The sequence below is a fragment of the Pseudomonas sp. KBS0710 genome, assembly GCF_005938045.2.
In the GTDB taxonomy this organism is placed as follows: Bacteria; Pseudomonadota; Gammaproteobacteria; order Pseudomonadales; family Pseudomonadaceae; genus Aquipseudomonas.
Genome location: NZ_VCCF02000001.1, coordinates 1,060,364 through 1,072,733 on the forward strand (window position 1 = coordinate 1,060,364; position 12,370 = coordinate 1,072,733).

A 12,370-nucleotide genomic window follows, 5' to 3' on the forward strand; every position below is an offset into this window, starting at 1 on the left:
TCCGAGGCGCGGGTATAAACCGCGTCTCGTTGTTTTGTCGGACCCTTCGCCCATGAGCTTCAGCCCCCTGATTCGCCAACTGATCGACGCCCTGCGCACCTTGCCGGGCGTGGGCCAGAAAACCGCCCAGCGTATGGCGCTGCAACTGCTGGAGCGTGATCGCAGCGGTGGCACGCGGTTGGCCCAGGCCTTGAGCCAGGCCATGACCGGCGTCGGCCACTGCCGCCAGTGCCGCACCCTGACCGAAGAAGACCTGTGCCCGCAATGCGCCGACCCACGTCGCGACGACACCTTGCTGTGCGTCGTTGAAGGGCCGATGGACGTGTACGCCGTCGAGCAGACCGGCTATCGCGGGCGCTACTTCGTGCTCAAGGGGCACCTATCGCCGCTGGACGGCCTGGGCCCGGAAGCCATCGGCATCCCGCAACTGGTGGCACGCATTGAAGAGCAGGGCACGTTTACCGAAGTGATCCTGGCGACCAACCCAACGGTGGAGGGCGAGGCGACCGCGCATTACATCGCGCAGTTGCTGACCAACAAAGGCTTGATCACCTCGCGTATTGCCCATGGTGTGCCGTTGGGTGGCGAGCTGGAATTGGTGGATGGCGGCACGCTGGCGCACTCGTTTGCCGGTCGCAAGCCGATCGCGCTTTAAACAACCCCACAGTAGTTTTGTGTTGTCAGGGATTTCTTGATAACCAAGCAAGCGCTTGGTAAGTTCTCTCCACCTCACCGTGGAGCTTGCCGATGTCTGCCTATCAGGACTACTTCGACCCCAGCCACCAATTGGTCCGCGACAGCGTGCGCCGTTTTGTCGAGCGCGAAATGTTGCCGGGCATCGAGCAATGGGAGGAGGCTGAGAGCTTTCCCCGCGAGCTGTATCTAAAGGCTGGCGCAGCAGGGATCCTGGGCATCGGCTACCCCGAAAGCCTGGGCGGCAGCCACGAAGGTGACCTGTTCGCCAAGGTCGCCGCCAGCGAAGAGTTGATGCGTTGCGGTTCTGGTGGCGTGGTGGCGGGCCTGGGGTCGCTGGATATTGGCCTGCCGCCGGTCGTCAAATGGGCGCGCCCCGAGGTGCGTGAGCGGGTTGCGCCTCAAGTGCTGGCCGGTGACAAGATCATCGCCCTGGCCGTCACCGAACCCGGTGGCGGCTCCGATGTGGCCAACCTGCAAACCCGCGCTGTCCGAGATGGCGACTATTACCGCGTCAGCGGCAGCAAAACCTTTATCACCAGCGGCATTCGCGCCGACTTCTATACGGTGGCCGTACGCACCGGCGGGCCGGGGTTTGGTGGCATCAGCCTGTTGCTGATCGAAAAACACACGCCCGGCTTCACCGTCGGCCAACCGTTGAAGAAAATGGGCTGGTGGGCGTCGGACACGGCTGAATTGTTCTTCGATGATTGCCGCGTGCCGGTAGGCAACTTGATCGGTGTCGAGAACATGGGCTTCGCCTGCATCATGGGCAATTTCCAGAGCGAGCGCCTGGCGCTGGCGCTGATGGCGAACATGACCGCGCAGCTCGCTCTGGAAGAAAGCCTCGAGTGGGCGAGCCAGCGCGAAGCCTTCGGCAAACCCATCGGCAAATTCCAGGTGCTCAAGCATCGATTGGCGGAAATGGCCACGGCAGTGGAAGTCTCCCGCGAGTTTACCTACCGCCAGGCGGCGAAGATGGCGGCCGGCAAGAGTGTGATCAAGGAGATTTCCACGGCCAAGAACCTGGCCACGGATACGGCGGATCGGGTGACCTATGACGCGGTGCAGATCCTGGGTGGGCAGGGCTATATGCGTGGCAGCCTGGTGGAACGGCTGTATCGGGATAACCGCATTCTGTCTATCGGCGGTGGCACCCGTGAGGTGATGAACGAAATCATCAGCAAGCAGATGGGGTTGTGATGTGGGGTGTCCTTGAGGGCCTCTTCGCGAGCAAGCCCGCTCCCACACTTGGAATGCATTTCAAAATGTGGGAGCGGGCATGCTCGCGAAGGCGTCAGTACTGACAACCCTTATCTCTCGGTCAACCCGAACTGCGTCAGGCAAAACGTCGGAATGCCCATATCCTGCAGGCGCTGCGAACCACCCAGCTCCGGCAGGTCAATAATTGCCGCCGCTTCGAAGATCTTCGCGCCCATGCGCCGTACCAGGTTTGCCGCCGCAATCAAGGTGCCGCCGGTGGCGATCAGGTCATCGAACATCAGCACCGAGTCGCCATCACACAGGCTGTCGGCGTGCACTTCAAGAAAGGCTTCGCCGTATTCGGTCTGGTAGCCCTCAGCCAGCACGTCAGCCGGCAGCTTGCCCTGTTTGCGGAACAGGATCAGCGGTTTGTTCAACTGGTAGGCGATGATCGAACCGATCAGGAAGCCACGGGCATCCATCGCGCCGATGTGGGTAAAGTCGGCCTCGACATAACGCTGGGCAAAACTGTCGGCCACCAGGCGCAGGGCGCGGGGCGATTGGAACAACGGGGTGATGTCACGAAAGATCACCCCAGGCTTGGGGAAGTCGATGACGGGGCGGATCAGGGATTTGATGTCGAACGAATCGAAGGTCATCGTCGAAGAGTCCTGGGAGCGGAAAACGGACTCGAAGTATACCTGCGGCCTTGCCGATTGGCGCGGCCGCAAGCGTCTGCCTCAGACCTCCAACGAGCCTCCGGCCAGCGCGCACAGCTGGATCGGGTCGAGGATATGCACTTCCTTGCCTTCGGCGGCGATCAGCTCGTTTTGCTGGAAACGGGTAAACACACGGGACACGGTTTCCACCGCCAGGCCCAGGTAATTGCCGATTTCGTTGCGCGACATGCTCAGGCGGAACTGGTTGGCCGAGAACCCACGGGCACGGAAACGCGCCGACAAGTTGACCAAAAAGGTGGCGATGCGCTCGTCGGCGGTTTTCTTCGACAGCAGCAACATCATCTGTTGATCGTCACGGATCTCGCGGCTCATCACCCGCATCAACTGGCGGCGCAGTTGCGGCAGTTGCAGGGCCAATTCATCCAGGCGCTCGAAGGGGATTTCGCACACCGAGGTCGTCTCCAGGGCCTGGGCCGACACCGGGTGAATCTCGGTGTCCATGCCAGACAACCCGACCAGCTCGCTGGGCAGGTGGAAGCCGGTGATCTGCTCTTCGCCGCCGTCGCTGAGACTGAAGGTCTTCAACGCGCCTGAACGTACTGCATAAACGGAATCGAACTTATCGCCCTGGCGAAACAGAAACTCGCCTTTTTTCAGCGGGCGGCCACGTTTAACGATTTCGTCCAGCGCTTCCATGTCTTCCAAATTCAACGAAAGTGGCAGGCAGAGGGGGGCCAGGCTGCAATCCTTGCAGTGAGCCTGGCTGTGAGCGCGCAGTTTAACTGGCTCGGACATTTCTTAAATCCTTGTGGGAAAACACACATAAGACGTAAGGGTAACGCACCGAGGGTGGCTGAGGCCAGCGTGTACAAAAAAGCAGCAGCGGTATAAAGCTCTGTGTATCGGTGCCGATACATAGGTGTCTCTCTATGAGCTGGAGCTCAGATCATGTCAGTCAGCACAGTCCAAAACCCGCATATCAATTCGCCAGCGGTGTCAGTTTGGAAGGCCGCCGATGCAGCCAAGGATAAAGACGCTGCGGCCAAGGCGGCAACCGAGACCAAGGCGGCTGAACCCACGGTCACTGAAGGTGTGAAGGTGGTCATTTCCGGTGCGGGCATGGGCATGGCCTCGGCTGAAAAGTCCTCCAATAGCGATATTGATGAAAGCAATCTGAAAGACAACATCAAACAGTTGCTCAAGATGATCCGAGAACTGAAAAAGCAGCTTGCCGAAAAGATGGCCCAGCTCTCGGCAGCCATGAATGACACCACCCTGACCCCGGAAGCACGCCAAGCCAAGGTGGCGGGTTTGCAGGGCGACGTGGCGACGATACAGGCCGGTTTAATGACCGCCCAATCACAACTGGCCAAATCGCTGAAAGATGAGTCTCCTGAGGCTCAGATGGAAGCCATGAGCCTGATGGCGAAATAAAGCCCTTTAGATCACCCGCGAGAATCGCTGCCTGTTCTGGTGCTCCAGGTAGGCATCGAACACCATGCACACCGAGCGCACGAGCAAGCGCCCGGCGGGCAATACGCGAATGCCGTGTGCATCCAGTTCTATCAGGCCGTCGGCGGCCATTGTCTCCAGCTGTGGCCATAGTTCGTCGAAATAGCCGCGAAAATCGATGTTATAGGCCTGTTCGATCCGCTCGAATGCCAGGCTGAAATTGCAGATCAGTTGCTGAATCACTTCCCGCCGTAAACGATCGTCCGTGGTGCATACCAAGCCGCGGCTGGTGGCCAGTTGCGCGCCGGCCAAGGCGTTCTGATAGTGATTGAGGTCGCTGCTGTTCTGGCAATACAGGTCGCCGATCTGGCTGATCGCCGACACGCCCAGCCCAATCAAATCGCAATGCCCGTGGGTGGTATAGCCCTGGAAGTTACGTTGCAGCGTGCCTTCTTCCTGGGCCACGGCCAGTTCGTCATCCGGCAGGGCAAAGTGGTCCATGCCGATGTAGCGGTAGCCCGCGCGGGTCAGTTGTTCGATGGTGGTTTGCAGCATCAGCAGTTTTTCTGCCGGTGAGGGCAACTCGTCGGTGTTGATGCGCCGCTGCGGCATAAAGCGCTCGGGCAGGTGCGCGTAGTTGAATACCGACAGGCGATCCGGTTGCAGGTTGATCACTTCTTCGACGGTGCGCGCAAAATTCAGCGGCGTTTGCTTGGGCAGGCCGTAGATCAGGTCGATATTGATCGAGCGAAATTGCAGGGTACGCGCGGCGTCGATCACCGCACGGGTTTCTTCCAGGCTTTGCAGGCGGTTGACCGCACGCTGCACCTCGGGGTCCAGGTCCTGCAGGCCGATGCTCACGCGGTTAAAGCCCAGTTCACGCAGCAGCCCCATGGTCGCCCAGTCGGCTTCGCGCGGGTCGATTTCGATGCCGTAGTCGCCGGAATCATCGTCGAGCAAGTTGAAGTGCTGGCGCAGGCGCGTCATGACCTGGCGCAGTTCGTCGTGGCTGAGGAAGGTCGGCGTGCCGCCGCCGAAGTGCAGTTGCTCCACGGGCTGTTTCGGGTCCAGGTGGCAGGCCACCAACTGGATTTCCTGCTCCAGGCGTTGCAGGTAGGCCTGGGCACGGCCACGGTCCTTGGTGATGACCTTGTTGCAGGCGCAGTAGTAGCAAATGTTCGCGCAAAACGGCACATGCACATACAGCGACAAGGGCCGTACGGCCTTGCGGCTGTCGCGCAGGGCGTGGAGCAGGTCGAAGGTGCCGACCTGGCTGTCGAATTGTACGGCCGTGGGGTAGGACGTGTAGCGCGGCCCCGCCAAGTCGTAGCGGTGAATCAGATCTGTGTCCCAACGAATGGCGTCGAGCATGCGGGCGGTCCCCCGGATTGGCTAGTGGGCCGAGTCTAGGGGCGCGCCGCCGGTGCCATCTTGATTTGCATCAACGGGGAGCGGCGCTATGCCACATGGCGATTTAATGGCCCATTAGCCAGTGTTGATGCGGGCCTGGCAACGTCCAGACGCCGAAGAGCATCACCAGCACGCCACCGGCCACACGCACGCTGCGTTTGCGCAGCACCGCGGTGACACGTTCCGCCGCCAAGCCTGTAGCCAGCAGTACAGGCCAGGTTCCAAGCCCGAAGGCCAGCATCAGCACTGCACTGTCCAGCGCATTACCCTGGCTCGCCGCCCACAGCAGCGTGCTGTAGACCAACCCGCACGGCAACCAGCCCCACAGCGCGCCCAGCAGTAATGCGCGTGGCAGGCTGGACACCGGCAGCAAACGGTTGGCGACCGGCTGTAGGTAGCGCCACAGGCCGCGCCCGAGGCTTTCGATACGGGTGAGGCCGCTCCACCAACCGGCCAGGTACAAGCCCATGCTGATCAGCAACAACCCGGCGAGCACGCGCATAAACATCGCTGCCGGGCTGTTGGCCACCGCCCAGCCGGCCAGGCCGATCAATAACCCGGCAGCGGCGTAGCTGAGGATGCGCCCCAGGTTGTAGGCGAGCAGCAGGCGAAAACGGCGGCTGCGTTGTTCTTTGGGGATTGCCAGGGTCAGCGCGCCCATCAGCCCGCCGCACATGCCCAGGCAATGGCCGCCACCCAAGAGCCCGAGGATCAAGGCCGAGACCAGCAGTGGCGCCAGCTCAAGCATGGGGCGGGTCTTTGGGCGGTTGCTCGGCCCGGTTGGCTTCGTCGACGCCCGCCAAGTGGTTCGGGTCCTGATCGTCGAACAGCACGCTGTGGGCCGGGCCGTCGAGGTCGTCGTACTGGCCGCTGTCCACCGCCCAGAAGAAAATGTAAATGGCCACGCCCACTAACAGCAGCGCCGCCGGAATCATCACGTAGAGAGCTGGCATCTGTACTCCAGGCCCGCGCGGCTCAAGCCGGCAGCGGGCGGGTGACTAAGGTGGCACTGTTAACCTGCGGGCTCGGCAGGCGGGTCAGGCGCAAGGCGTTGAGCACCACGGTCAATGAGCTGAGCGACATGCCGATCGCGGCCCAGATCGGGGTGATCCAACCGAGGGCGGCAAACGGCAGCATAAGGCCATTGTACAGCCCGGCCCACAGCAGGTTTTCAAGGATAACTCGGCGGGTGCGTCGAGCCAGGGTAAATGCCTGCACCAATGCATCCAGGCGGTTGGACAACAGCACGGCATCGGCGCTGGTTTTTGCCAGGTCGGTGGCCGAACCCATCGCCACGCTGATATCGGCGGCGGCGAGCACCGGCACATCGTTGACGCCGTCGCCGAGCATCAGCACCTTGCGGCCTTGCTGGTGCAATTGTTGCAGCACCTGCAGTTTGTCGTCGGGGCGCAAGCCGCCTTTGGCCTCGTCGATGCCAAGCTCCAGCGCGACACTGGCGACCATCGGCGAGCTGTCGCCCGACAGCAGCAGCGTGCGCCAGCCTCGCGCTTTGCACGCAGCCAGCAGGGCGGGCGCATCGCTGCGCAGACGGTCGTCCAGCACGAACCAGGCGAGGGCGCCGTTACCGTCGCCCAGCAGCAGCCATTGGCCCGCTTCGTGCGGCGAAGCGGGGATTGCGCAGCCGCTCAATTGGCACACAAAGTCAGGTTGGCCGATGCGCAATTGACGCTCGCCCACGCGACCCTCCAGGCCCAGACCTGGGAAGCTCAGGACTTCCTCGGCGGCCAGCGGCGCACGCCCGAAGGCGCGGGCAATCGGGTGCTCGGAGCGGTTTTCCAGCGCGGCGGCGAGGCCCAGGCAATCGTCGCTGTTCAGCGAGCCTAAAGGGCGGATGGCACGCAGGGCCAGACGGCCTTCAGTGAGGGTGCCGGTCTTGTCGAAAATCACCGTGTCGATCTGGTTCAGGCCTTCCAGCACATGGCCGCGGGTCAGCAGCAAGCCGAGTTTGTGCAGCGTGCCGGTGGCAGCGGTGAGGGCGGTCGGTGTGGCCAGGGACAGCGCGCAGGGGCAGGTTGCCACCAACATCGCCAGCACAATCCAGAACGCCCGTGACGCGTCCAGCTCCCACCACAGCAGGCCGATCAGTGCGGCCGCGATCAGCGAGCACAGCAAAAACCACTGGGCAGCGCGGTCTGCGATTTGCGCCAGGCGCGGTTTCTCGGCCTGGGCCCGTTCCAGCAGGCGCACGATGGCAGACAGGCGGGTGTCATGCCCCAAGGCGCGCACTTCGACGGTCAGCGCACCCTCGACGTTGAGTGTGCCGGCGGTGACCGCATCGCCGACGTTGCGCGGCTGCGGCAGGTATTCGCCGGTGAGCAGGGATTCATCAATGCTCGACTGGCCGTCGAGAATCACTCCGTCGGCCGGCAGCACAGCGCCTGGATGCACCAGTACGCGGTCGCCCACGGCCAATTCGCTGAGCAGGATGCGCTCGCTCTGACCGTCACCTTTAAGCCGTAAGCACGAAGCCGGCAACAGGTTGACCAACTGCGCGGTGGCGGCGGCGGTGCGCTCCCGCGCCCGGCGCTCCAGATAGCGCCCGGCGAGCAGGAACAGCGCGAACATACCCACCGCGTCGAAGTACAGCTCGCCGGTACCGGTGATGGCCGTCCAGATACCCGCCAGGTACGCGCCGCCAATCGCCAGGGACACCGACACATCCATGGTCAGGTGGCGCGTGCGCAGGTCGCGCAGGGCGCCTTTGAAGAATGGCGCACAGCTGTAGAACACGATGGGCGTGGTCAGAAACATCGCCACCCAGCGCAGGATCACGTGCAGCTCCGGGCTCAGGTCGATATTGAATTCCGGCCAGGTCGCCATGGTCGCCATCATCGCCTGGAACCACAGCAACCCTGCTACGCCCAGTTGGCGCAAGGCCTTGCGGTTTTCGCTGGCCAATTGCTCGGCGGCGCGATCGGCCTGATAAGGGTGGGCGGCATAGCCGATATGGCGCAGCTCGCTGAGCACCTGGCTCAGCGGCAATTGCCCGTCGGCCCAGCGCACGTGCAGGCGGTGGTTGGACAGATTCAGTCGCGCCTCGGCCACTGCGGGCAGGCTGCGCAGGTGTTTCTCGATCAGCCAGCCACAGGCGGCGCAGCTGATGCCTTCCATCAGCAGCGTGGTTTCAGCCAACTCGCCCTCGTGGCGCACAAAGGGTTGTTGCACGTCGGCGCGGTCGTACAGCGCCAGTTCGTCGACCAGTTGCACCGGCAACGCCTCAGGGTTGGCCGAGGCTTCGCTGCGGTGCTGGTAATAGCTTTGCAACCCGCCGGCCACAATCGCCTCGGCCACCGCCTGGCAGCCTGGGCAGCACAGTTCGCGGCGCTCGCCGAGGATTTCGGCGGTAAACCGGCTGCCGGGCGGGACGGGCAGGGCGCAGTGGTAGCAAGGGGTTGGGCTGGTCATGGTGTGAAATCTATATCGGCTGGGAGGGCCTCATCGCGGGCAAGCCCGGCTCCCACAGCAGACCGCGATCCACTGTGGGAGCGGGCTTGCCCGCGATGCGCGAAGCGCAAGGGTTTTACTTTTTCAGGTCTTCGGCACCCTGCAACGGTTCATCACCCAGCAGCAAGTCCTTGTCGTGGCTGACCTCTTCTTCTTCGAACAGGCGCCAGGTCTTGTCGCCCTCCACGCCGAGCAATTCCACGAAGCGCCGGCCCTCTACCTTGTCGGTGACCTGGCCGATGTAGCGGCCGGGTTCGCTGTCGCTGCGGGTGAGGTTGATCTTGCGGTCTTTCTCCGGCTGGGTCGGGGAAATCAGGTTCAGTTCCAGAGTGTTCGGGTTGCTGTATCCGGTGAGTTGCAGTTCGACTTCACCGGTGAGCTCGTCCAGGTGCAGCTTGCCGCGCAGTTGCAGGGTCTGGGCCAGCCGCTCACGGTCCAGGGAGCGGTTGATGCCTTTGCCGGCCTCGTAGTAGTTGTCGTTGACCAGGTTGTCCGGGTTCTTCACCGCAATGGTCACCATGGACAAGGTCAAGGTCACCGAGCAGGCCAGGATCCCAATAATGATCCAGGGCCAGAGGTGCTTGTACCAAGGGCTTGCGGCAGTAGCTGCGGGCATTGTTGTGCTCTCTTTTAATTAGCGGACTTGTGGGCCGATGAATCGGCTCTTGGCTTCAATGTGGACGCTGTCGTCATCGGCATCCCTGAGGATGAATTTCACCTCGTTGGTGCTCGATGGCAGTTGCTCGGGGGCGCTGGACAGCTCTACCGGCATCGTGAAGATGTCCCCGGCGGCGACCTTGATCTCGCGCCGGCCTTGCAGCTTGAGGTCGGGCAGGCCCGAGGCGTCGAGCACGTAGGTGTGGTCGCGCTGGTCCTTGTTCATGATCTTCAGGCTGTAGACGTTTTCGATGCGCCCTTCGGCGTTTTCGCGGTAGAGCACGCGGTCTTTGCTGACGTCGAAGCCCACCAGCGAGCGCATGAAAAATGCGCCCGCCAACAGGCCGATCATCGCCAGCAGCACCAAGGCATAACCTATCAGGCGCGGGCGCAGCTTATGGGTTTTCTGCCCGGACAGGTTGTGCTCGGTGGTGTAGCTGATCAGGCCGCGTGGGTAGTCCATCTTGTCCATGATGTTGTCGCAGGCGTCAATACAGGCGGCGCAGCCGATGCACTCGATTTGCAGGCCGTCACGGATGTCGATGCCAGTGGGGCACACCTGCACGCACATCGTGCAATCGATGCAATCGCCCAGGCCCTGAGCCTTGTAGTCGATGCCCTTTTTACGTGGGCCACGCACTTCGCCACGGCGCGGGTCGTAGGACACGATCAGGGTGTCCTTGTCGAACATCACGCTCTGGAACCGCGCATACGGGCACATGTAGATGCACACCTGTTCGCGCAACCAGCCGGCATTGCCGTAGGTGGCCAGGGTGAAAAAACCGACCCAGAAATACGACCAGCCATCGGCCTGGCCAGTAAAGAAGTCGAACACCAGTTCGCGGATGGGCGAGAAGTAGCCGACGAAGGTCATGCCGGTGGCAAAACCGATCAACAGCCACAGCGTGTGCTTGCTGAACTTGCGCAGGAACTTGTTGGCGCCCATCGGTGCTTTGTCGAGCTTGATGCGCTGGTTGCGGTCGCCTTCGGTGACCTTTTCGCACCACATGAAGATCCACGTCCATACGCTTTGCGGGCAGGTATAACCGCACCACACCCGCCCGGCGTACACGGTGATGAAGAACAGGCCAAAGGCCGCAACAATAAGAATGCCCGAGAGCAGGATGAAATCCTGGGGCCAGAAGGTCGCGCCAAAAATGAAGAATTTACGTTCCGGCAGGTTCCACCAGACCGCCTGGTGGCCGCCCCAGTTCAGCCACACGGTGCCGAAGTAGAGCAGGAACAAACCGGCGCCACCGAGCATACGCAAATTGCGGAACAGGCCGGTGAAGGCACGGGTGTAGATTTTCTCTCGCGAAGCGTAAAGGTCGACGCTGTTGCTCGCGTTTTTGGCAGGCGGGGTAACGTCATGTACCGGTATCTGGTTGCTCATCATTGCATCCCACGGCGGTGGAGATTTGCCTCGGCCAGTACGTGCCAACCGGGGTCAAATTGGGGGTGTTGCAGTGGCGTAATGATACGCCTCTAGTACAGCTGAACAGGTGCGACCTTTGGTCGCGTTGGGGGAAATCAATTGTTGGTGTACGTGATCTGGATCAATTGACTTGGGAAGTATGGCCGGTTTTTGCCGCTAAGCAGGTCATTCGTCCCATGGATTAATCAGTGGTACACCGCTGGGCTTGAAGTCACTGACGTTGCGCGTCACCACGGTGAGCCCATGCACCAGAGCGGTTGCGGCAATCAATGCGTCACTCTCGTTGGCCTGGTCCGGCACATGCAGATGGGCGCAACGCAGCGCAACGGCGGCATCAACCGGCAATATCCGACAAGCCTGAAGCACGAACGGTCATTACGCGGTGAGACACACAGGCCGAAAGCATAAAAGGCTGGATGATGTTATTTCGCAACCCATGCTAAGCGATCGACTCATCTACGGCCAACGCAGCGCTATGTGAACATTAAATGTAGTAGAGGTAGTGCATAGGTAGCCCGCCAACTAAAAAGCCTCGTGTATTTTAGAGGTAATAGGGTGGTTGGCATATGCCGCTATTGAGTCTTTAAAAGATATAAATTCGCTAACATGTTTCGCCGTTTTTTTGGAACTGTTTAGTGAGTTTTTTAACTAATTTTACCCCCGCTGATTGTGGCGTTCTTGTTGGATTTATTCGAGGTGTTGAATGATAAATAATCATGGTGTTTATGTTCCGGCTACGGTGCGTAGTTTCGGATTTTTTCCAGGCGTGCGGCCATTTTCTTCCGATCATAAGGTTCCCCTTGAGGCAATGAAGTTAAGGAGTTTTGCCACTCATCCGTCTTTTTTTGGCAATACAGTGTCTAACGATTCAAGGGTGGTGACGGCTGAGGTGGTGGGTAGGTTGTTGCGTAATTTTAGCGTGTTTGAATGTCCCCATTTCCCTGGACGCATTTCCGTCCGGGCGCTGAAGGACGTTGTCAGCGGACGTACGCCTGGCGTATCCGCAGAGAATGTCGAGTTGGCCAAAATGATTTTTATAATGCCAGGTCTCTTGAAGCAGCTTGAGGGCCGAAATTTTGAGTTTGGAGGTGTTGAAAGGTTTGATGGGGTAATTGATAAGCGTATTTTAGAGTCGCTGAATACTCATTATGCTCCGTTCCTTGAAATGCGACGCGAATATTATAGGCGTGTTAAATTTTAATCCTGGAAATGCGTGGTTTTTTTTGCCATGAGTTTGGGTGTGGAAAACAGTTGAATGTATAAGTGTGCATGCAGCGAATAGGGTGCTGTTGTTTTGATGCTTGCAGGTATGGAGTTGAATTCAATCGTTGTTAACTGCCAAAAAAACCGCCGATAGGCATCGGCGGTTTTTTTT

At 60.4% G+C, this 12,370-nt stretch carries 12 protein-coding genes and 1 pseudogene; 4 read left to right on the plus strand and 9 right to left on the minus strand.

Annotated features, from left to right (window positions below):
• The first annotated feature begins 52 nt into the window (after positions 1–52).
• Together recR and FFI16_RS05025 are read left to right on the plus strand one after the other, a co-directional pair.
• Positions 53–655: a recombination mediator RecR gene (recR, locus tag FFI16_RS05020; protein ID WP_083357364.1), complete on the plus strand. Its 603-nt coding sequence runs from the start codon at positions 53–55 to the stop codon at positions 653–655.
• Positions 656–747: 92 nt separating this feature from the next.
• Positions 748–1,896 (plus strand): acyl-CoA dehydrogenase family protein, encoded by a 1,149-nt coding sequence (locus tag FFI16_RS05025; protein WP_138814378.1) that lies wholly within the window; start codon positions 748–750, stop codon positions 1,894–1,896.
• 110 nt (positions 1,897–2,006) lie between these two features.
• Here the strand turns inward: FFI16_RS05025 and FFI16_RS05030 are convergent, their stop codons facing one another.
• Positions 2,007–2,555, minus strand: coding sequence for an adenine phosphoribosyltransferase (locus FFI16_RS05030; RefSeq protein WP_138814379.1), 549 nt, complete (start codon positions 2,553–2,555; stop codon positions 2,007–2,009).
• Positions 2,556–2,636: 81 nt separating this feature from the next.
• Positions 2,637–3,371: a fumarate/nitrate reduction transcriptional regulator Fnr gene (gene fnr, locus FFI16_RS05035; protein WP_056861531.1), complete on the minus strand. Its 735-nt coding sequence runs from the start codon at positions 3,369–3,371 to the stop codon at positions 2,637–2,639.
• A 153-nt stretch (positions 3,372–3,524) separates the two neighbouring features.
• On the opposite strand from fnr, the gene FFI16_RS05040 reads away from it, so the two are divergent.
• Positions 3,525–4,010, plus strand: a complete 486-nt coding sequence (locus FFI16_RS05040; protein WP_138814380.1) for a hypothetical protein — start codon at positions 3,525–3,527, stop codon at positions 4,008–4,010.
• Positions 4,011–4,016: 6 nt separating this feature from the next.
• Here the strand turns inward: FFI16_RS05040 and hemN are convergent, their stop codons facing one another.
• The 7 genes and pseudogenes from hemN to FFI16_RS05075 all read right to left on the minus strand — a co-directional run.
• A complete protein-coding gene (hemN, locus tag FFI16_RS05045; RefSeq protein WP_138814381.1) occupies positions 4,017–5,399 on the minus strand; it encodes an oxygen-independent coproporphyrinogen III oxidase in 1,383 nt (460 codons plus the stop codon).
• Between the two features lie 103 nt (positions 5,400–5,502).
• Complete coding sequence (locus tag FFI16_RS05050; protein WP_138814382.1) at positions 5,503–6,186, minus strand: sulfite exporter TauE/SafE family protein; 684 nt, start codon at positions 6,184–6,186, stop codon at positions 5,503–5,505.
• A complete protein-coding gene (gene ccoS / locus FFI16_RS05055; RefSeq protein WP_017134806.1) occupies positions 6,179–6,391 on the minus strand; it encodes a cbb3-type cytochrome oxidase assembly protein CcoS in 213 nt (70 codons plus the stop codon). The genes FFI16_RS05050 and ccoS overlap by 8 nt, the downstream gene beginning before the upstream one ends.
• Before the next feature lie 22 nt (positions 6,392–6,413).
• Positions 6,414–8,864 carry a heavy metal translocating P-type ATPase gene (locus FFI16_RS05060; protein WP_138814383.1) on the minus strand — a complete coding sequence of 817 codons (2,451 nt, stop codon included), beginning with the start codon at positions 8,862–8,864 and terminating at the stop codon, positions 6,414–6,416.
• Between the two features lie 115 nt (positions 8,865–8,979).
• Positions 8,980–9,519: a FixH family protein gene (locus tag FFI16_RS05065; RefSeq protein WP_056861526.1), complete on the minus strand. Its 540-nt coding sequence runs from the start codon at positions 9,517–9,519 to the stop codon at positions 8,980–8,982.
• Between the two features lie 18 nt (positions 9,520–9,537).
• Positions 9,538–10,953, minus strand: a complete 1,416-nt coding sequence (ccoG, locus tag FFI16_RS05070) for a cytochrome c oxidase accessory protein CcoG (RefSeq protein ID WP_138814384.1) — start codon at positions 10,951–10,953, stop codon at positions 9,538–9,540.
• 207 nt (positions 10,954–11,160) lie between these two features.
• A pseudogene (locus FFI16_RS05075) lies at positions 11,161–11,346 on the minus strand (PIN domain-containing protein); the annotation flags it as partial.
• A gap of 352 nt (positions 11,347–11,698) precedes the next feature.
• Here FFI16_RS05075 and FFI16_RS05080 point away from each other — a divergent pair.
• Complete coding sequence (locus FFI16_RS05080; RefSeq protein ID WP_138814386.1) at positions 11,699–12,196, plus strand: hypothetical protein; 498 nt, start codon at positions 11,699–11,701, stop codon at positions 12,194–12,196.
• Positions 12,197–12,370: the final 174 nt, after the last annotated feature.